Source organism: Trinickia mobilis (assembly GCF_017315705.1).
Lineage (GTDB): Bacteria > Pseudomonadota > Gammaproteobacteria > Burkholderiales > Burkholderiaceae > Trinickia_A > Trinickia_A mobilis.
Genome location: NZ_JAFLRF010000009.1, coordinates 98938 through 118687 on the forward strand (window position 1 = coordinate 98938; position 19750 = coordinate 118687).

Genomic DNA, 19750 nt, shown 5'->3' on the forward strand with positions numbered 1-19750 from the left:
ATGGAGCAAAGTCTACTTTTACCTATCGACTTCTAAAATTTGATTAATTATATCTATGCGATAGGCGGCGCCTAAATACGGCTCGATGCCGCGCTTTCGAGAGCGCGGCGGCGTCAGTTGAGCGCAACCGGCATGTCGAGCTTGCTGACGCCCGGCAGCTCGCACGACGCGATCGCCTCGCTGATCGCCTCGATGGCGGGCATGCGTGTAAAGCTCTTGCGCCACGCGAGCACGACGCGCCGGTCCGGTACCGGCTCTTCGAACGGCACGTAGCTCAAGAGGCCGGCGTCCACGCCCGGCGCATGCGGCTTCACCTCGAGCACCGACATGCGCGGCAGCACAGTAATGCCGACGCCGCTCGCCACCATGTGCCGGATCGTCTCCAGCGACGACCCTTCGAACGTCTTCTGAATCCCGTCCGCGTTCTGCGAAAAGCGCATCAGCTCGGGGCAGACGCCGAGCACGTGATCGCGGAAGCAATGCCCGCTGCCGAGCAGCAGCATCGTTTCCTGCTTCAGGTCGGTGGCGTCGATCTTCTTGCGCGTCTCCCAGGCGTGCCCCGACGGCAGCGCGACGACGAACGGCTCGTCGTACAGCGGGCGCACCATCAGCCCGGTTTCGGGAAACGGCAGCGCCATGATCGCGACGTCGATCTCGCCCTGCTTCAGCAGCTCGATCAACTTGAGCGTGTAGTTCTCTTGCAGCATCAGCGGCATCTGCGGGACGTTCCTGATCATCTGCTTGACGAGCGTCGGCAGCAGGTAGGGTCCGATCGTGTAGATCACGCCGAGACGCAGCGCGCCGACGAGCGGGTCCTTGCCCTGCTTGGCGATTTCCTTGATCGCGAGCGTCTGCTCGAGCACGCGCTGCGCCTGCGTGACGATCTGCTCGCCGATCGGCGTCACGCTGACTTCGCTCGTGCCGCGCTCGAAAATCTGCACGTTGAGCTCGTCTTCGAGCTTCTTGATGGCGACCGAAAGCGTCGGCTGACTGACGAAGCACGCCTCGGCCGCGCGGCCGAAGTGGCGCTCCCGGGCCACTGCGACGATGTATTTCAGTTCTGTGAGCGTCATTGAGGGACCAATCAAGGCGTTGGAGTCGATAGGTTTAAGTTATACACCGATGCGGCCGATTCGCCAACCTTCAAAGGTCCCCATCACGTTGCCTGCAGCGCCCTATGCCATCGGACCGGCAAAAAACCGGCCCGGGCGGCCCGGGCGGACGCTAAGCCTTCAGGTACTGCTCGCGCGCGCCGAGCCAGCGCGCGAGATGCTGCGTGACGACCTCGGGATATTCGGCGAGCAGCCGGGCGGCCGCCTCGCGCGCGGGCTCGATCAGCCAGCCGTCCTGCTGCAGGTCGGCGAAGCGCAGCATCGCCTCGCCCGATTGCCGCGCGCCGAGGAATTCACCCGGGCCGCGAATGTCGAGGTCGCGGCGCGCGATTTCGAAGCCGTCGGTGGTTTCGCGCATCGTCTGCAGGCGCGCGCGCGCCGTCAGCGACAGCGGCCCGCTATAGAGCAGCACGCACGCCGACGCCGCGCTCCCACGCCCCACCCGGCCGCGCAACTGGTGCAACTGCGCCAAGCCGAAGCGCTCGGCGTGCTCGATCACCATCAGCGACGCATTCGGCACGTCGACGCCGACTTCGATCACCGTCGTCGCGACGAGCAACTGCACTTCGTTGCGCGAGAACGCGTCCATCACGGCGGCCTTCTCGGCGGGCGCGAGCCGCCCGTGCACGAGGCCGACGCGCAGTTCCGGCAGTGCAGCGGCCAATGTCTCGAACGTTTCCACCGCGGTCTGAAGCTGCAGCGTCTCGCTTTCCTCGATCAGCGGACAGACCCAATAGACCTGCCGGCCCGTCAGCGCCGCCTCGCGCACGCGGCCGATCACCTCGTCGCGGCGCGCGTCGGAAACGAGCTTCGTCAGGATCGGCGTGCGCCCGGGCGGGAGTTCGTCGATCGTGGATACGTCGAGGTCCGCGTAGTAGGTCATCGCGAGCGTGCGCGGGATCGGGGTCGCGGACATCATCAGTTGGTGCGGCTGGAAGCCGGCCGCGCCGTCAGCCGCGTTGCGCCCCGAAGGAAGTCCCCCTGGCGGATGGGCCTTCGCTCGCAACGCGAGGCGCTGCGCAACGCCGAAGCGGTGCTGCTCGTCGACGATCACGAAGCCGAGCCGCGCGAACTCGACGGCGTCCTGGATGATCGCGTGCGTGCCGATCACGAGCTGCGCCGCGCCGGACGCCGCTGCTTCGAGCGCGGCGCGCTTTTCCTTCGCCTTCAAGCTGCCTGCGAGCCACGCGACCGTCACGCCGAGCGGTTCGAGCCAGCCGCGCAGCTTCCGTGCATGCTGTTCGGCGAGGATTTCGGTCGGCGCCATCAAGGCGGCCTGGTAGCCCGCGTCGATGGCTTGCGCGGCGGCGAGCGCGGCGACGATCGTCTTGCCGCTGCCGACGTCGCCTTGCAAAAGGCGCTGCATCGGGTGCGGCTGGGTCAGGTCGGCGGCGATTTCGGCGCCGACGCGCTGCTGCGCGCGCGTCAACGCAAACGGCAGCGCGCGCGTGAGGCGCGCCGCCAACGATTCGGGATCGTGCGCCGCGCGCTGCGGCATGACGGGCGCCGAGCGCGTGCGGCGCTCCTCGTGCGCGCGCTTGAGCGAAAGCTGCTGCGCGAGCAGCTCTTCGAACTTGATCCGCGACCACGCCGGATGCGTGCCGTCGATCAGCGCGGTTTCATCCGCGCCGGCGCTCGGATGGTGCAGCGTGCGGACCGCCTGCAGCAGCGGCGGCAGGTTCAACGGGCGGAAGTACGCGTCGGCGACCGGCGGCGGCATCAGCTCGGGCAGCGTGGTGCGCGCGAGCGCGTTGTCGATCGCCTTACGCAGATACGCCTGCGAGACCCCGGCCGTGCTCGGGTACACGGGCGTAAGCGCCTGCGGCAGCGGCGTGTCCTCGTCGACGGGACGCACCGCCGGATGCACCATCTCGATGCCGAAGAAGCCGCCGCGCACGTCGCCGCGCACGCGCAGACGCGTGCCCACCGCCATCTGCTTCACCTGCGAGCCGTAGAAATTCAGGAAGCGCAGCACGAGTTCTTCGCCGGCGTCGTCGCGCAGCTTGACCAGCAGCTGGCGGCGCGGCCGGTAGGCAATCTCGTTGTCGAACACGACGCCTTCCGTCTGCGCGGTCTCGCCGGGCAGCAACTCGCCGATCGGCGTGAGCGACGTCTCGTCTTCGTAACGCATCGGCAGATGCAGCACGAGGTCGATGTCGCTTTTCAGGCCGAGTTTTGCGAGTTTGTCGGCGGTTTTGGGGAGCTTCGCGGGGGCTTCGTCTTTGTCTTGCTTGGCCTGCCCGGCGGGCGCACGCTTGGCGGCAGCCCGCGCCGGCTTCGCGGCAGCGGCTTGCGCGAGCGGCGCCTCGGGCCCGGCCGCCGCTCCGGCCCGACCCGCGCGGCGCTTCGGCTTCACAGGCGCATCGTCGTCGGCATCGGGCAATCGGCGGTCGGGCAAGGGCATGAGTCTCTTCGCAAGTACAATAGCGGCTTTAACAGGGTTGGCGGATCAACGGGCAAGCCGGTTCGGACACCAGACCGCCTGACGCGCCACGCCATCATAGCGGCCGCTCCGGCAGCCTGACCATCGGATGGTGCCTCCCGCAGCAACAAACCAGCGCAGCAGCATGTTCACCCTTTCCGATTTTGATTTTAATCTGCCGCCCGAGCTGATCGCGCAGACGGCGCTCAAGGAGCGCAGCGCGAGCCGCCTGCTCGAAGTGGACAACACGACCGAGCCCGCGCGACTTTTCGACCGCCAGTTTGCCGACCTGCCCGAGTGCGTCGCGCCGGGCGACTTGCTCGTCTTCAACGATACCAAGGTGCTGAAGGCCCGCTTCTTCGGCCAGAAGGCGAGCGGCGGCAGGATCGAGGTGCTGATCGAGCGCCTGACCGGCGAGTGCACCGCGCTCGCGCAAATCCGCGCGAGCAAGAGCCCGGCGGCCGGCACGACGCTGCGTCTGGCCGACGCGTTCGACGTGACGGTGGGCGAGCGCGCCGACCCGTTCTATACGCTGCACTTTCCCGGCGACTGCCTCACGCTGATCGAGCAATACGGCCGGCTGCCGCTGCCGCCCTACATCGAGCACGACCCCGACGCGACCGACGAAACGCGCTACCAGACGGTCTTCGCGCAGAACCCGGGCGCGGTGGCCGCGCCAACTGCGGGCCTGCATTTCGACGACGCGCTGCTCGCCCGGCTCGACGCGCGCGGCGTCGAGCGCGCGACGCTCACGCTGCACGTCGGCGCGGGCACGTTCCAGCCGGTGCGCGTCGAGAACATCGCCGAACACAAGATGCACAGCGAGTGGTACCAATTGCCGCAGACGCTCGTCGACAAGATCGCCGCCACGCGCGCGCGCGCCGGCCGCGTGATCGCGGTCGGCACGACGTCGATGCGCGCGCTCGAGGCCGCAGCGCGCGACGCCGAAGCGCGAGGCCGCCCTCTCGCCGCCACGTCCGCCGAGACCGATATTTTCATCACGCCCGGCTATCGTTTCCGTGTGGTCGACCGGCTCGTGACGAATTTCCATTTGCCGAAGTCGACGCTCTTGATGCTGGTGTCGGCGTTTGCGGGTGTCGAGACGATCAAGAGCGCGTATCGGCACGCGATCGAGGAGCGCTATCGCTTTTTCAGCTATGGCGACGCGATGCTGCTCACGCGGCGCGAGGATGCGTAAGATCCGCGCGTAACAACTATTTCGCAGATTCGATCGCCGCCTGGCTACGCCCGGCGGCATTTATTGTTTGCGCCGGACTGTGTCGATAGGAGTTAGCGCTTCAGCGCTTACTCCTATCCCATGCAACGCATTCCGGTGGCATAGGAGCCAAAGCATGACCGACGGTCATACCCACGATAGCAACGAGTGCGGCCACGCCCACGCCCCCACCGGCACCCACGTCCCGCACGAAGCCCCCGAAAACGGCCTCGAATTCGACCTTCTCACGACCGACGGCCAAGCGCGCCGCGGCCGCCTCACGCTGAACCACGGCGTCGTCGAAACGCCGATCTTCATGCCGGTCGGCACCTACGGCACGGTCAAGGCGATCCAGCCGCGCGAACTCGAAGAAATCCGCGCGCAGATCATCCTCGGCAACACGTTCCACCTGTGGCTGCGCCCCGGCCTCGACGCGATTGCGGCGCACGGCGGCCTGCACGGCTTCATGGGCTGGAAGCGGCCGATCCTCACCGATTCGGGCGGCTTCCAAGTCTTTTCGCTCGGCGACCTGCGCAAGATCACCGAGGACGGCGTCACGTTCGCGTCGCCGATCAACGGCGACAAGCTGTTCCTGTCACCGGAAGTGTCGATGCAGATCCAGAAGGTGCTGAACTCGGACATCGTGATGCAGTTCGACGAATGCACGCCGTACGCGGTCAACGGCGTGCCGACGACGCGCGACGAGGCCGCCGGCTCGATGCGCATGTCGATGCGCTGGGCGAAGCGCTCGATCGACGAATTCAACCGCCTCGGCAATCCGAACGGGCTTTTCGGGATCGTCCAGGGCGGCATGTTCGAGGACCTGCGCGACGAATCGCTCGCCGGGCTCTCCGATATCGGCTTCCACGGCCTCGCGGTGGGCGGGCTCTCGGTCGGCGAGCCGAAGGAGGACATGATGCGCGTCCTGAACCACATCGGCCCGAAGCTCCCGGCCGACAAGCCGCACTACCTGATGGGCGTCGGCACGCCGGAAGACCTGGTAGCGGGCGTCGCCGCCGGCATCGACATGTTCGACTGCGTGATGCCGACCCGCAACGCGCGCAACGGCTGGCTCTTCACGCGTTTCGGCGACGTCAAGATCCGCAACGCGACGCACAAGAACTCGCTGCGTCCGCTCGACGAGACCTGCGGCTGCTACACGTGCCGCAACTTCACGCGCGGTTATCTGCACCACCTGCACCGCGTCGGGGAAATTCTCGGCGCGCAGTTGAACACGATCCACAATCTGCACTATTACTTGCAGTTGATGGCCGAAATCCGCGCGGCGATCGAGACCCATACGTTCGACGCGTTCAAGAAACGCTTTGCGGATGAGCGGGCACGAGGCATCGACTAGACGGCTGGTGCATCGGACGGACTCACCTCGCATCTAGAACGCCCTGTGCCGCGTAACCAGAGGTGTTGAGCCGGCGCCGATTTTTAAGTCCTTGCGAGCTATGGTCGCTATCTCCACTATCTCAATTCGCCGCCCGATTGCGCGGACGAAGCCAAGGGTCCCACAACCCGCATCCGCTTCGACCCTACAATCGGCCTGCGCCACGGTTTTCCGCGGCTGGCAAATCGCTCGAAATCCGCCGGGATCATGCGATAAAAGCTTGATCCCAAAGCCGATTTGCCATACCGTCGCGAGCCGGGGCCGGTACCGGCGGTGGTAGAATATCCGGCTAACTTTTTGATCGTCATAACGGAGAGACCAACGTGTCGTTCATTTCCAGTGCGTTCTCGCAGGGCCTAACCGGCGGCGGCGCCGAATCGAGCCTGATGAGCTTCTTGCCCCTGATTCTGATGTTCGCGGTGCTGTACTTCATCATGATCCGCCCGCAAATGAAGCGTCAGAAGGACCATCGCAACATGCTCGCGGCGATGGCGAAGGGCGATGAAGTCGTGACCAACGGCGGCATTGTCGGCAAGGTGACGAAGGTCGGCGAAGCGTACGTCGGCGTCGAGATCGCCGAGGGCACGGAAATCACCGTGCAGAAGGCTTCGGTCACGACGATTCTCCCGAAAGGCACGATCAAGTCGCTGTAAGGCCGCTCTCTTGCGTCCGGCCCGGCCTTGCCGGGTCGAAGAATCCCGCGTTGAACCATCGACCCGCGCACCACGCCGGACGCAACGCTCCCAAGCCAACTTTCCCGTTCGGCCCATCCCATGAATCGATACCCCTTCTGGAAATATGTCGTGATGGCCGTGGCGCTCGCCATCGGCCTTCTCTACACATTGCCCAATTTCTACGGCGAAGCGCCGGCGGTGCAGGTGCTGAGCGGCAAGGCGACCGTCCGCCTCGATTCGTCGACGCTCACCGCAGTCGAGTCGGCGCTCACCGCCGACAACATCAAGCCCGACGACATCACCTTCGACAACTCGCAGACCAACGCGAACATCCGCGTGCGCATGAAGGACACCGACACGCAATTGCGCGTGAAGGACCTGCTGCAAAAGGCGCTGAACCCCGATCCGAGCGATCCGCAGTTCATCGTCGCACTGAACTTGCAAAGCGCGTCGCCGCACTGGCTGACCGCGCTCCACGCGCTGCCGATGTACCTCGGCCTCGATTTGCGCGGCGGCGTGCACTTCCTGATGCAAGTCGACATGGCGGGCGCGCTGAACAAGCGCCTCGACTCCGATGCGTCGGATGCGCGCACCTTCCTGCGCGACAAGAATATCCGTGACGGCGGCGTGAACCGCGTCGGCCAGGCCGTGGTCGTCAGTTTTGCCGACCAGAGCGTCGCCGACGCCGCCCGCCAACAGCTTTCCACGAACACCACCGAACTCCAGTGGGTAACCCAGCCGGCTCCGGGCGGCGGCTTCCAGGTCGTCGGCACGTTCACGCCGGCCGAGCAGAAGGCCGTTCAGGACGCGGCGGTCAAGCAGAACATCACGACGCTGCATAACCGGGTCAACGAACTTGGCGTGTCGGAGCCGGTGATCCAGCAGCAAGGCGCCGACCGCATCGTCGTCGAATTGCCGGGCGTTCAAGACACCGCGAAGGCGAAGGACATCATCGGCCGCACGGCGACGCTCGAATCGCGCCTCGCCGACCCGGTCAACACCTATCTCGCGAACCCGACCGATCCGGTCCCGCCGGAAGACGAAGCGTTCAAGGATGCCAACGGCCTGACGGTGCTGCTGCGCAAGCAGGTGATCTTCACCGGCGACAGCATCATCGACGCCTCGGCCGGCTTCGACGAGCACAACCGTCCGTCGGTCAACCTCCGCCTCAATTCGGCGGGCGGACGCGCGGTGCGCTCGGTGTCGCGCGACAACATCGGCAAGCCGATGGCCATGGTGCTGTTCGAGAAGGGCAAGGGCCAAGTGCTGACGGTCGCGACGATCCAGTCGGAGCTCGGCGACCGCTTCCAGATCACCGGCCAGCCGACCCCGCAATCGGCCGCCGATCTCGCGCTCCTGCTGCGCGCCGGCTCGCTCGCCGCACCGATGGACATCATCGAGGAACGCACGATCGGTCCGAGCCTCGGCGCCGACAACATCCACAAGGGCTTCGATTCAGTCGTCTACGGCTTTGCCGCGATCGCCGTCTTCATGATCGCGTACTACATGCTGTTTGGCCTGGTGTCGATGATCGGGCTGTCGGTGAACCTCCTGCTGCTCATCGCGGTCCTGTCGCTGATGCAGGCCACGCTGACGCTGCCGGGCATCGCCGCTATCGCGCTCGCGCTCGGTATGGCAATCGACGCGAACGTGCTGATCAACGAGCGCGTGCGTGAAGAATTGCGCAACGGCGCGTCCCCGCAACTGGCGATCCAGAACGGCTACGCGCACGCCTGGGCGACGATCCTCGACTCGAACGTCACGACACTGATCGCCGGTCTCGCGCTGCTCGCGTTCGGCTCCGGCCCGGTGCGCGGCTTCGCGATCGTGCACTGTATCGGCATTCTGACGTCGATGTTCTCGTCGGTGTTCTTCTCGCGGGGTCTCGTGAACCTCTGGTACGGCGGCAAGAAGAAGCTCAAGTCCCTCGCGATCGGCCAGGTGTGGAAACCGGCCACCGTCGAAAGCGGCGCCTATCTGGGCGCAGGCGATTCGGCCACCGACACCGGGCGCGCCATCGCGGCGGCCAGCTCGCCGAAGGGGGCACCTGCGCGCGCCGGCAAGCCGGCGTTGCGCCGCCGCTCGCAACCGGGCCAACCCAACGTTTCGCCCAAGAAGCCGGATTCGTCCCGCTGATTTCCGGAGAAGAACATGGAATTTTTCCGCATCCATAAAGACATTCCGTTCATGAAGCGCGCGTTGATCTTCAACGCGATCTCGTTCCTGACGTTCATTGCCGCGGTGTTTTTCCTGCTGCATCGCGGGCTGCACCTTTCGGTGGAGTTCACGGGCGGCACGGTCATCGAGGTGCAATATCCGGAGGCCGCGAAGCTCGAACCGGTACGCTCGACGCTCGGCACGCTCGGCTACCCGGACGCGCTGGTGCAGAATTTCGGCACGTCGCGCGACGTGCTGATCCGCCTGCCGCTGAAAGCCGGCCTTACGTCCGCGCAGCAAAGCGATCAGGTGATGACGGGGCTCAAGGCGCAGAACGCGCAGGTGCAACTGCAGCGCGTCGAATTCGTCGGTCCGCAGGTCGGCAAGGAACTCGCCACCGATGGCCTGATGGCGCTCGCGTCCGTCGTGGTCGGCATCATCATCTATCTGTCGTTCCGCTTCGAATGGAAGTACGCGGTCGCCGGCGTCATCGCGAACTTGCACGACGTCGTGATCATTCTCGGTTTCTTCGCGTTCTTCCAGTGGGAGTTCTCGCTGTCGGTGCTCGCGGCCGTGCTTGCGGTGCTCGGCTACTCGGTGAACGAATCGGTCGTGATCTTCGACCGGATCCGCGAGACGTTCCGCCGCGAACGCAAGATGACCGTCATGGAAGTCATCAACCACGCGATCACGAGCACGATCTCGCGGACCATCATCACGCACGGCTGCACGCAGATGATGGTGCTGTCGATGTTCCTGTTCGGCGGCCCGACGCTGCATTACTTCGCGCTGGCGCTGACGATCGGCATCTTGTTCGGCATCTACTCGTCGGTGTTCGTGGCCGCAGCGCTGGCGATGTGGCTCGGCGTGAAGCGCGAGGATCTGCTCAAGGAAAAGAAGACCCAGCACGATCCGAACGATCCCAACGCGGGCGCCCAGGTTTGATGCCTGAGCCCTTGCGTTGAACGCGCGCTCGATGCGCTAGCAAAAAGGCCGGTTCGAACGAACCGGCCTTTTTCTTTGGCCACGGCGCCGAGCGGCCGCATGATGAAAAACCGCTTCGTCACGAAGCGACTGAAGCGGTTTTGCAGGGAATTCCCGGCGAGAAGGCCGAAAATGACGCAGCCCGGCTTACTGCTTGATGCCTTCAGCCTGAATGTGCAGCTTGGTCTCCATGCTGAAGCCATACTTGCTGCCGAAATCCATGCCCCAGTCGGCACGATTGAACTCCGCGCTCGCTTCGACGCCGCAGTCTTGGCGCTTGAACACCGGGTGCATGATGCACTTGAACGACTCGATCTTCAGGTTCAGCGGCTTCGTCACGCCGTGCATCGTCAGCGTGCCGACCACTTCGGACGGCCTGTCGCCGTCGAACTTGATCGACGTGCCCTTGTAGGTCGCGGTCGGGTACTTCGCGACGTCGAAGAACTCATCGGTCCTCAGGTGCTCGTCGAGCTTGCCATCGCCGGTCGAGATCGACGCCGGATCGACCGTCACGTCAACGGTGCCCGTCTTCGCTTCGCGATCGAGCGTCACGGTGCCGCTCGACTTCGTGAACTTGCCGCGCCAGATCGAAACGCCGCCCAGGTGGTCGGCCTCGAAGCTCGGGTAGGTATGGTTCGGGTCGAGCTGGTAAGTGTCGACGGCGGCAAACGCACCGAACGACATCGACGAAGCCAGCACACCAACGGCGATCAACAGGTTCTTTTTCAAGTCAGTCTCCTAAAGCAGGCCGCCCGCACGGGCGGCAGTATCAAAGCCGAAATCAACGTTTGGCGGTAACGAGGTGAAATTTGATCAATACGTCATCGGCAACGGTGGACGTATCTTTCCACTCGCCCATGCCGATATCGAACTGCAGGCGCTTGATCGGCAGGGTGCCGTCGAAGGTCTGCGTCGCGCCCTGCTGCGCCACCGTAACCGGCACGGTGACGCTCTGCGACTTGCCCTTGATCGTCAGCTTGCCCGTCACCTTGAACTGGTTGCCGCCCGCCGGCGCGATCGCGCTGGAGACGAACGTGGCGGTCGGAAACGCCTTCGCGTCGAACCAGTCCGTGCCCGCCACCTGCTTGTTGTAGTCCGGGTCGCCGAGATCGTAGCTGCTGGTGTCGATGGTAATCTGCGCGCTGCCCGCCGCCGGCTGGGCCGGATCGAAGCTCACCTGCGCCGAGAACTTCTTGAACGTGCCTTCGACGGGTACGTTCATCTGCTTGGAAGTCGCAGTGATCGTGCTCTTGGCGAGGTCGACCTGAGCGAACGCAGCGCTTGCCGCGGCGAGCGAGGTCGCGGCGAAGGCGGCCAGCATGTAGCGGGAAAACGAGGCCTTCATGGTTATCCTTATTTGAGGAAAGGGATCATGCGGGTGAGCAGCCCGTCGCGGTCGAGCCACTGATGCTTGGCGGCCCCGGCCACGTGCAGCGCGACGAGCCCGAGCAGACTGTAGTTGAGCGCGACATGCACGGCCTTGAGGATGACCTTGAGCTCCGGATTCGGCGCGATGATCCGCGGCAGCGGCACGATGCCGAGATAGACGACCGGTATATTCGCCGCCGAGCTGTAAAGATACCCCGACACCGGAATCGCGATCATCAGCACGTAGAGCAGCACATGGACGAGGTTCGCGGCGGCCTTCTGCCACTGCGGCATGCGGCGCGGCATCGGCGGCGCGGCGTGGGTTGCGCGCCAGAGGATGCGCAGCACGGCGAGCGCGAACACAGTAACGCCGATCCACTTGTGCCACGAGAAGTATTTGAGCTTGGTGGGGGTAAAGCCGGGGATGTCGGTCATCACCCAGCCGAGCGCGAAGCCGCAGACGATCAGGAGCGCGATCAGCCAGTGCAGCGCAATGGCGGTGCGCGTGTAGGAATCGGACTCGGCAAACATGGGATATGTCATGGAAGGTGCAGCGGGTACGTAAGCGGTAAACGGATCGGTCAGCGCAAATGTTCCGTACGCGCATGACAGGCTCTACCGGCGCCATCCTAACTCAAGCAAGCAAAACCGACAGATCCGGGCGGCAAAATTTTCCGACCGGGCAGACAGCCGGCCTCTTCGCAACCGAGCACGAGATCCTCAGAATTTTATCCAACGCAGTCTGCCCCACCCCGCCCAAGCGTTCCCGCATCGCACCATTTGATAACATTGGCGCGGATTCCAGCCACATAGCATGTGCGTCGCCTGTCGCGCGGCTCAACAAGCGGACATTTGCGCCTATGAAACGAACCGATCTGATTGCATGCCATGAATGCGACGCACTGTTGCACAAACCGCGTTTAAGCAAAAAGACGAGCGCACGCTGCCCAAGGTGCGGGGCAACGCTCTATCGCAGCAGCTCGATTCACCTCGAGCGCATCTGCGCGGTGACGCTCGGCGCGCTGATCACATTCCTGATCGCGCAGGCGTTTCCCATCGTCGAACTCGAGGTCAACGGCATCACGTCGCAGACCACGCTGATCGGCGCACTGGTCGCGCTATGGAACGAGAACATGGAGATCGTCGCGGTCGTCGTGTTCTGCTCGACGATCCTCTTTCCGCTGACCGAGCTGCTTGCCCTGCTCTACGTGCTGATTCCGGTGCGTGCGGGCTTCGTGCCGCCCGGCTTCAACCGGGTCTTGCGGGCGATTCAATTCGTGCGGCCCTGGGGGATGATCGAAGTGTTCATGCTCGGCATCCTGATTACGGTCGTGAAAATGCTGAGCCTCGCGCGCGTCATTCCCGAGGCCTCGCTCTTCGCGTTCGGCGCGCTCACGCTGATGTTCGCCGTCGTCGTGATGTTCGACCCGCGCACACTGTGGGACATCGCGGACACACTGCCCTATCGCCGCGCGCGCGAACACGTCGCGCGCCGCACTAGCTGAAACAGTCGATGACCTATATCACAGCGGCCCAAGCCGGCTTCATGGCCTGCCATGCGTGCGGCCATGTCGACGAGCGCGCCACCCCGCCGGCCGGCGCGCACGAGCGCGTGCCGCCGCAGCGCTGCTCGCGCTGCGGCGCGCCGCTCCATCAGCGCAACCTCGACAGCATCCCGCGCACCTGGGCGCTCCTGATCGCCGCGGCACTCCTCTATATTCCGGCGAATCTGCTGCCGGTCTTGCACACGTCGTCGCTCGTCGGCAGCCAAGACGACACGATCATGAGCGGCGTCGTCTACTTCTGGACGTCGGGCGACTGGCCGCTCGCGATCATCATCTTCATCGCGAGCATCCTCGTGCCGATGCTCAAGCTCGTCGTGCTGACGCTGCTCACCATCACCGCGCAGCGACGCTCGCCCTGGCGCCCGCTGGAGCGCGCGAAGCTCTATCGGCTCGTCGAGCGGATCGGCCGCTGGTCGATGCTCGACGTGTTCGTGATCACGCTCACCGTTTCGCTCGTGCGCTTCAATTCGCTCGCCGTCATCACGGCGGGCTGGGGCGCGCTCGCGTTCGCGTCGGTCGTCGTGCTGACGATGATCGCCGCCATGCAATTCGACCCTCGGCTTATCTGGGACAACGTGGACCACTCAGGACAACACGATGAATAGCCCGCAAGGACCGTCACACAACGCGCCACGCGGCACGGAGCCTGGCGGAACCGGCGGCGGCTCCGGCCTGCCGCCCGACATTCCCGATCCGATCCAGGTGCGCAAGAGCGGCTGGCTGCCGTCGCTCGTCTGGCTGATTCCGCTCATTGCCGCGCTGATCGGCGTGGCGCTCGTCGCGAAGGCGGTGGTCGACCGCGGCCCGACCATCACGATCAGCTTCTCCAGCGCGGAAGGGCTCGAGCCGGGCGGCAAGACGAAGGTCAAGTACAAGGATGTCGATATCGGCTCGGTGAGGACCATCACGCTGTCGAAGGACCGCTCGCGCGTCATCGTCGAAGTGCAGTTGACCAAGGAGGCCGAGAACTTCGCGGTCAAGGACACGCGCTTCTGGGTCGTGCGTCCGCGCATCGGCACGAGCGGCGTGTCGGGCCTCAATACGCTGCTCTCGGGCGCTTACATCGGCGTCGACGCCGGCAAATCGGCCGAGGGCCAGACCGAGTTCGTCGGGCTCGAAACGCCGCCCGCGGTGACGGGCGACCAGAAGGGCCATCAATACACGCTGCGCGGCGATTCGCTCGGCTCGATCGATATCGGCTCGCCGGTGTTCTACCGGCGCGTGCAGGTCGGCCAGGTGGTGGGCTTCTCGCTCGACAAGGACGGCACCGGCGTGACCATCGGCGTCTTCATCAATGCGCCGTACGATCAGTACGTCGGCACCAACTCGCGCTGGTGGCACGCGAGCGGCGTCGACCTGCGCCTCGATTCGAGCGGCCTGAAGCTCAATACGCAGTCGCTCGCGACGGTGATCGTCGGCGGCCTGGCGTTCCAGTCGCCGCCGGGGCAGGCGGTCGGCGAGCCGGCGCCCGTCAACACGGTGTTCCGGCTGTCGGCCGACGAAAGCGCGGCGATGCGCGAGCCGGACGGTCCGGCGCTGACGGTCGTGATGAAGTTCAACCAGTCGCTGCGCGGGCTCTCGCCGGGCGCGACGGTCGATTTCCGCGGCATCGTGCTCGGCGAAGTGACGAACATCGGGGTCGACTACGACCCGAAGGCGCGCAACTTCACGATGCCGGTGACGATGAACCTGTACCCCGACCGCCTCGGCCGGCGCTTCCGCGAATCGGTCGAGAGCGGCGGCACGGCGGCCGGCAAGGCACTGCTCACGGAACTCGTCGCGCACGGCCTGCGCGGTCAATTGCGAACCGGCAACCTGCTGACGAGCCAGCTTTATGTCGCGCTCGACATGTTCCCGAAGGCGCCGCCCGTGAAAGTGGACGCGGACCGCGCGCCGCTCGAGCTGCCGACCGTGCCGAACACGCTCGACGAACTGCAGCTGCAAGTGGCGGACATCGCGAAGAAACTCGATCAGGTGCCGTTCGATCAAATCGGCGCAAACCTGAACAGCGCCTTGAAGAACGCCGACAACCTGTTCAAGCAGCTCGACACGCAAGTGGCGCCGCAAGCGCGCGACACGCTGGCGGCCGCGAAGCAGACGTTCGGCGCCGCGCAGGCCACGCTGGAGCAGGATTCGCCGCTGCAGTCCGATGTTCATCAGGCGCTCACCGAACTCACGCGCACGCTGCAGTCGCTGAATGCGCTGTCCGATTATCTGGAACGACACCCCGAGTCGCTGTTGCGCGGCAAACCAGGAGATAAACCATGAGCGTCGACCGGCTGACCTCTGCCGCGCGTGCGTCCGGCCCAACGTCCGCGCTGCAGACTGCGCTGCGATTCGCCGCTTGCGCCGCGGGCGTGGCCGCGCTCGCGGCCTGTTCGTCGCCGCCCAGCCGCTTCTACACGCTCGGTGCGGGCGGCGCGCCCGTCGGCGCCTCCGCGCCTGCCGCGGCATCGCCGGCTCCGGCGAATCCCGCGCTCTTGATCGAAGTGCCGCCTATCGACGTCCCATCGCAGGTCGCGAGGAATCAAATCGTCGTGCGCTCGAACGGCTCGCAAGTCGACGTGCTCGAACAGGAACGCTGGGCGTCGCTGCCTGGCGACGAGATCCGTCGCGCGCTGTCGGGCGACCTGACGCGGCGGCTCGGCACCATCGACGTATCCGGCTCGCCCTACCCGGGCGGCGTGCCCGTCTACCGGATCAGCGTCAACGTGCAGCGCTTCGAATCGTGGCCCGGGTCGCAGGCCGTCCTCGAAGCCGTGTGGAGCGTGCGCGCGGTCGGTACGCGCTCGGTGCTCACGTGCCGCACGCTCGCCGCCGAGCCGGTTGGCCCCGGCATCGACGCGCTCGTCGACGGTCACCGGCGCGCGGTCGATCAGATGTCGGACGAGATCGCCACCGGCGTGCGCGCACTCGCCACCGCCCGACCGGCGCGCGAAACGCCCGGGAAGGCGGGCTCGGACACCGCGACTGCACAGCCCGCCGCGGTGCCATGCCCCGCGGCGATGCCCTCCCCGGCTCCCACGGCCGGAGCCACGGCGCCGGCCGCCGGCTGACGCATCCGGTCGAGTCGATGCTTCGGGCTCCTGACCGGCGCGCTGCGCCGGTCTGCGAACCGATCTTCGTTTTCCTAACCATGTGAATGGAATCCCACGGCCCTCGTGCCGCTGGATGCCAAAAGCAAGCTTATGTTTCGATCCCTCACCACCCTCGTCAAAAAATGGCGAGCCTCGCGCAATGCCGGCCACCAGCTCGACACGCTGCTCGCAACGGCCGATGCCGGCGCGCCATTTGCAGAGCGCAGCGAATGGCTCATCGAACTCGCACACTGGATTCGCCGCAAAGGCACCGTGCAGGCCGCCGGCAGCGAGGCGAACGATGCCGGCGCCGGGCCACGCGACGCCGAGCGCCCCAAATCCGAACACACGCGGCTGCGCCATCTGTTCCGCGTGCTGGATCGCAATCCTGAATGGAGGGCGAACGTCGCCGCCATCCTGCAGGCGACGCTGCACGAAAGCGACGCCATTTCGCTGCTGTGCGACGCGGGCATGCCGGTTCAGTCGGGTTTTTTCGGGGCGATCTTCGATCGCTTCCAATCGTCGCTGATCCCTCCTGCTCCGAATCAGCGCGACTTGAGCGCGCTCGTCACGTTGATGTTCCCGTCGGAGAACGACGCCGAATGGATCGAGTCGCTGCCGCTCGACTTGCTAGCGCAATTGCGCGCGCTGCTCGACTACGAGGCGGCGGAAAACGACAAGCACAAACCTGTCGCGCTGTCAGGCGATCTGCTGACGGCGCTGCACAGCCTGATCTGCCAGATCAGCTCGACGGGCCTGTCGCAAACGGTGAGAAGCCGTCTCGACGACGAAGATTCCCGCATGCCGCTCGAGAAGCAATCGTTCTACCGGCTGACGCGCGCGATGCTCGCGGTCGAGACCGCCAATACCGCCGTCGAGGAAGGCGGCGAGCCGGAACAGCAACTGCTGCACGAAGTGAACTATCTGCGCGTGCTGCTCGACGAGTGCCGCGCCGCCGTCGACCGGGTGTTCGCGCATCTGTACCGCAACGGCGTGAGCGTCGACATCGTGTTCCAGGTGGAACGGATGCGCATGCGCATCCTGCGCGCCGAGCACCTGCTCGACGCCTGGATGGCCGGCGACGATCTGCGCGAAGGAGCGCGCCTCGCCGCCGAGCTCGTCGACGCGAATCAGGCGAGCCAAAGCGTATCGCACCTTTTGCGCAGCAACTTCGCGCTGCTCGCGCGCAAGGTGGTCGAGACGAGCGCGGACGTCGGCGAACACTACATCGCGCGCGACCGCAGCGAGTATCTGACGATGCTGCGGATGGCGGCGGGCGGCGGCCTCGTGACGGTCGTGACCGTGTGCGTGAAATTCGGGATCACGGGCGTGCATCTGCAATCGATGATCGAGGGCCTCTTCGCCGGCATCAACTACGCGGCGAGCTTCACGCTGATGCACTTCCTGCATTTCACGCTGGCGACCAAGCAGCCGGCGATGACCGCGCCGACCATCGCGCGCGAGCTCGACGGCACGGGCACGCCGAGCGGCCTCAACGCGTTTGTCGCGTCGGTGATCGCGCTGATCCGCACGCAGTCGGCCGCGATTTTCGGCAACGTGATGCTGGTGGTGCCGTTTTGCCTGCTCGTCCAGATACTGTTCAGGGCCGTGCTGCATACGGACGTGATCTCGCACGAAAAAGCGCATCACACGCTGCAATCGTTCTCGCTCCTCGGACCGACGCCGTTCTACGCTGCGCTGACGGGCGTGCTGCTATGGTCGTCGAGCCTGATCGCGGGATGGGCCGACAACTGGTTCGTGCTGCACCGCGTAGGCGACGCGCTCGCCTACAACCGGCGCTTGAGGATGACGCTCGGCGCGGCCGGCGCGGCGCGGCTCGCGAAGTTCTGCCGCTCGAACATTGCGGGCGTGGTGGGCAACGTGGGCCTCGGCCTGATGCTCGGCCTCGTGCCTGCGATTCTCACCGCGTTCGCGTTCACGTTCGAAGTGCGCCACGTGACGCTATCCGCGGGTTCGATCGGCGTCGCGGCCGGCGTGCTCGGCACGGACATCCTGCACACCGGCGAATTCTGGTGGGCGGTGGCTGGCGTGATGAGCATGGCGATCCTGAACGTCGCTGTCAGCTTTGCATTCGCGTTCCATATGGCCGTGCGTTCGCGCAGCTTGCGTCCCACGGCCGTGCGCTCGCTCGTGCGTGCCGTGCGCAGTTCGGTGCTGAAGAATCCGCTGCAGCTCGTGTGGCCGGTCAAATCCGGCGATGAGCGCTCGGTCAGCGGGTTGAAGACGGATTGAGCCGTACATGACTCGCTCGCCGCGCGACTTCGTCGTCGAACGTCGCGCAGCCTGACGGCTTCCCGGCCCATGTCGCCAGCTCGGCGAATGGGCCGGCGGCGCCGGAGCCCGCGCCGCGTACAATGGCGTACTTTGCAATAATCGGCGCCGCTCCATGTCCTCCCCTGCCCCGTTCGACTTTTTCCTCCCCTGCCCGCGCGGGCTCGAAGCCGCGCTTGCCGCCGAGCTCGCGGAGATCGGCGCGCGCCACGCCGGTGCGGGTCAGCTCGAAGCGGGCGCGCAAGTGCCGGGCGGGGTGCATTTTCGCGGCGGCTGGAAAGCCGGCATGGCGGCGAACCTGCATTCACGGATCGCGAGCCGCGTGCTCCTGAAAATCGCGCATCGCCCGTATCGAAACGAGCAGGACATCTACGCACTCGCCGCCGAGCAGCGCTGGGAACAGTGGTTCTCGGCGAACGAAACGCTGCGCGTCGACATCACCGCGATCAAATCGCCGCTGCGCAGCCTCGAATTCGCGACGCTGCGCGTGAAGGACGCCGTCTGCGACCGGCTGCGCGAAGTCAGCGGCGCGCGTCCGAGCATCGACACCGCGCAGCCCGACGTGCGCATCTTCGCGTTCCTGACCGCGACCGACTGCACGCTTTATCTCGACACCTCGGGCGAGCCGCTCTTCAAGCGCGGCTGGCGGCTCGACAAGGGCGCGGCGCCGCTGCGCGAAAATCTCGCCGCGGGCATCCTGCGGCTCACCGGATGGACGGCGGGCACGCCGCTCTACGATCCGATGTGCGGCAGCGGCACGTTCCTCGCCGAAGCCGCGCAGGTCGCGCTGAACATCGCGCCGGGCGTCGAGCGCCGCTTCGGATTCGAAAAACTCAAGCAATACGACGTCGCCGCGTGGCAGGCGCTCAAGGTTGAAGCCATGGATGCGAAGCGCGCGGCCCGTGCACCGCGCGCGGACCTGGAGATCTTCGGCAGCGATATCTCCGGCGACATGCTCGAGAAGGCGCGCGCGAACTTCGAGCGCGCAGGCTTGCCGCCGATCTCGCTCAAGCAGGTCGACGCGCGCGGCATGACGCCGCCCGCGGCGGCGCCGGGCATCCTCGTCGCGAATCCGCCGTATGGCGAGCGGATCGAAGTGCGCGGCCGCGGCCCGCGCGGCGAGATCCGCGAGCCCCGGCGCGGCGACGACAACGAAGGTTTCCGCCGCGTGCATACCGATACGCCCGACAGCGAATTCTTCCAATCGCTCGGCGACGCGCTCAAGCAGCGCTTTTCCGGGTGGCGCGCGTTCATCCTCACGTCCGATCGCAAGCTGCCCGGTCAGTTGCGGCTGCGCGAATCGGCGAAGACGCCGCTTTTCAACGGCGCGCTCGAATGCCGCCTGTTCCGCTTCGATCTGGTGACGGGCAGCGTCAAGCAGCGGCCGGCGGGCGATACGCCGGCTTGAACTGCGAGCCGCGCGGGTGATCCTGCGCGGACACCGCGTTGCCCGCTCGAAGCGCAGCGGAGCCAACGCGGCACGCGGC

At 65.7% G+C, this 19750-nt stretch carries 16 protein-coding genes; 11 read left to right on the forward strand and 5 right to left on the reverse strand.

Features of this window, described 5'->3' with window-relative positions; translation table 11 throughout:
* Positions 1-113 precede the first annotated feature (113 nt).
* Positions 114-1073: a hydrogen peroxide-inducible genes activator gene (locus tag J3489_RS14700; RefSeq protein WP_206999165.1), complete on the reverse strand. Its 960-nt coding sequence runs from the start codon at positions 1071-1073 to the stop codon at positions 114-116.
* A 151-nt stretch (positions 1074-1224) separates the two neighbouring features.
* On the reverse strand, positions 1225-3516 hold the full coding sequence (gene recG, locus J3489_RS14705) for an ATP-dependent DNA helicase RecG (protein WP_206999166.1): 2292 nt from the start codon (positions 3514-3516) through the stop codon (positions 1225-1227).
* A 163-nt stretch (positions 3517-3679) separates the two neighbouring features.
* Here recG and queA point away from each other — a divergent pair, with 163 nt between their 5' ends.
* The 5 genes from queA to secF all read left to right on the forward strand — a co-directional run bounded on the left by queA (position 3680) and on the right by secF (position 9922).
* Positions 3680-4732 (forward strand): tRNA preQ1(34) S-adenosylmethionine ribosyltransferase-isomerase QueA, encoded by a 1053-nt coding sequence (gene queA, locus J3489_RS14710; RefSeq protein WP_206999167.1) that lies wholly within the window; start codon positions 3680-3682, stop codon positions 4730-4732.
* Positions 4733-4886: 154 nt separating this feature from the next.
* Entirely contained in the window at positions 4887-6107 is a 1221-nt protein-coding gene (gene tgt, locus J3489_RS14715; protein ID WP_206999168.1) for a tRNA guanosine(34) transglycosylase Tgt, read from the forward strand.
* A 362-nt stretch (positions 6108-6469) separates the two neighbouring features.
* Positions 6470-6799: a preprotein translocase subunit YajC gene (gene yajC / locus J3489_RS14720; protein WP_206999169.1), complete on the forward strand. Its 330-nt coding sequence runs from the start codon at positions 6470-6472 to the stop codon at positions 6797-6799.
* 120 nt (positions 6800-6919) lie between these two features.
* Positions 6920-8956, forward strand: coding sequence for a protein translocase subunit SecD (gene secD / locus J3489_RS14725; RefSeq protein ID WP_206999170.1), 2037 nt, complete (start codon positions 6920-6922; stop codon positions 8954-8956).
* A 15-nt stretch (positions 8957-8971) separates the two neighbouring features.
* Positions 8972-9922, forward strand: coding sequence for a protein translocase subunit SecF (gene secF, locus J3489_RS14730; protein WP_206999171.1), 951 nt, complete (start codon positions 8972-8974; stop codon positions 9920-9922).
* Between the two features lie 186 nt (positions 9923-10108).
* Here the strand turns inward: secF and J3489_RS14735 are convergent, their stop codons facing one another.
* The 3 genes from J3489_RS14735 to J3489_RS14745 form a co-directional block, all read right to left on the reverse strand.
* On the reverse strand, positions 10109-10678 hold the full coding sequence (locus J3489_RS14735) for a YceI family protein (protein WP_206999419.1): 570 nt from the start codon (positions 10676-10678) through the stop codon (positions 10109-10111).
* A 64-nt stretch (positions 10679-10742) separates the two neighbouring features.
* On the reverse strand, positions 10743-11306 hold the full coding sequence (locus tag J3489_RS14740; RefSeq protein WP_206999173.1) for a YceI family protein: 564 nt from the start codon (positions 11304-11306) through the stop codon (positions 10743-10745).
* Positions 11307-11314: 8 nt separating this feature from the next.
* Positions 11315-11872 carry a cytochrome b gene (locus tag J3489_RS14745; protein WP_206999175.1) on the reverse strand — a complete coding sequence of 186 codons (558 nt, stop codon included), beginning with the start codon at positions 11870-11872 and terminating at the stop codon, positions 11315-11317.
* Between the two features lie 317 nt (positions 11873-12189).
* On the opposite strand from J3489_RS14745, the gene J3489_RS14750 reads away from it, so the two are divergent.
* The 6 genes from J3489_RS14750 (at position 12190) to J3489_RS14775 (ending at position 19671) form a co-directional block, all read left to right on the forward strand.
* Complete coding sequence (locus J3489_RS14750; protein ID WP_206999176.1) at positions 12190-12834, forward strand: paraquat-inducible protein A; 645 nt, start codon at positions 12190-12192, stop codon at positions 12832-12834.
* A gap of 8 nt (positions 12835-12842) precedes the next feature.
* Positions 12843-13499 (forward strand): paraquat-inducible protein A, encoded by a 657-nt coding sequence (locus tag J3489_RS14755; protein WP_206999178.1) that lies wholly within the window; start codon positions 12843-12845, stop codon positions 13497-13499.
* Positions 13492-15162 carry a PqiB family protein gene (locus J3489_RS14760; protein WP_206999181.1) on the forward strand — a complete coding sequence of 557 codons (1671 nt, stop codon included), beginning with the start codon at positions 13492-13494 and terminating at the stop codon, positions 15160-15162. Before J3489_RS14755 ends, J3489_RS14760 begins: the two co-directional genes overlap by 8 nt.
* Complete coding sequence (locus J3489_RS14765; protein ID WP_206999183.1) at positions 15159-15950, forward strand: PqiC family protein; 792 nt, start codon at positions 15159-15161, stop codon at positions 15948-15950. The genes J3489_RS14760 and J3489_RS14765 overlap by 4 nt, the downstream gene beginning before the upstream one ends.
* Positions 15951-16082: 132 nt before the next feature.
* On the forward strand, positions 16083-18224 hold the full coding sequence (locus tag J3489_RS14770) for a site-specific recombinase (protein ID WP_206999185.1): 2142 nt from the start codon (positions 16083-16085) through the stop codon (positions 18222-18224).
* Positions 18225-18378: 154 nt separating this feature from the next.
* Entirely contained in the window at positions 18379-19671 is a 1293-nt protein-coding gene (locus tag J3489_RS14775) for a THUMP domain-containing class I SAM-dependent RNA methyltransferase (RefSeq protein ID WP_206999187.1), read from the forward strand.
* The last annotated feature ends 79 nt before the right edge of the window (positions 19672-19750 follow it).

What these genes read in the sequence shown, in the direction of transcription:
- J3489_RS14745 (WP_206999175.1), bottom strand. Translation starts at nt 11,872, where the DNA reads ATGACATATCCCATGTTTGCCGAGTCCGATTCCTACACGCGCACCGCC.
- tgt (WP_206999168.1), top strand. Translation starts at nt 4,887, where the DNA reads ATGACCGACGGTCATACCCACGATAGCAACGAGTGCGGCCACGCCCAC.
- secF (WP_206999171.1), top strand. Translation starts at nt 8,972, where the DNA reads ATGGAATTTTTCCGCATCCATAAAGACATTCCGTTCATGAAGCGCGCG.
- J3489_RS14775 (WP_206999187.1), top strand. Translation starts at nt 18,379, where the DNA reads ATGTCCTCCCCTGCCCCGTTCGACTTTTTCCTCCCCTGCCCGCGCGGG.
- J3489_RS14765 (WP_206999183.1), top strand. Translation starts at nt 15,159, where the DNA reads ATGAGCGTCGACCGGCTGACCTCTGCCGCGCGTGCGTCCGGCCCAACG.
- J3489_RS14750 (WP_206999176.1), top strand. Translation starts at nt 12,190, where the DNA reads ATGAAACGAACCGATCTGATTGCATGCCATGAATGCGACGCACTGTTG.
- secD (WP_206999170.1), top strand. Translation starts at nt 6,920, where the DNA reads ATGAATCGATACCCCTTCTGGAAATATGTCGTGATGGCCGTGGCGCTC.
- J3489_RS14740 (WP_206999173.1), bottom strand. Translation starts at nt 11,306, where the DNA reads ATGAAGGCCTCGTTTTCCCGCTACATGCTGGCCGCCTTCGCCGCGACC.
- J3489_RS14760 (WP_206999181.1), top strand. Translation starts at nt 13,492, where the DNA reads ATGAATAGCCCGCAAGGACCGTCACACAACGCGCCACGCGGCACGGAG.
- J3489_RS14755 (WP_206999178.1), top strand. Translation starts at nt 12,843, where the DNA reads ATGACCTATATCACAGCGGCCCAAGCCGGCTTCATGGCCTGCCATGCG.
- queA (WP_206999167.1), top strand. Translation starts at nt 3,680, where the DNA reads ATGTTCACCCTTTCCGATTTTGATTTTAATCTGCCGCCCGAGCTGATC.
- J3489_RS14700 (WP_206999165.1), bottom strand. Translation starts at nt 1,073, where the DNA reads ATGACGCTCACAGAACTGAAATACATCGTCGCAGTGGCCCGGGAGCGC.
- recG (WP_206999166.1), bottom strand. Translation starts at nt 3,516, where the DNA reads ATGCCCTTGCCCGACCGCCGATTGCCCGATGCCGACGACGATGCGCCT.
- J3489_RS14770 (WP_206999185.1), top strand. Translation starts at nt 16,083, where the DNA reads ATGTTTCGATCCCTCACCACCCTCGTCAAAAAATGGCGAGCCTCGCGC.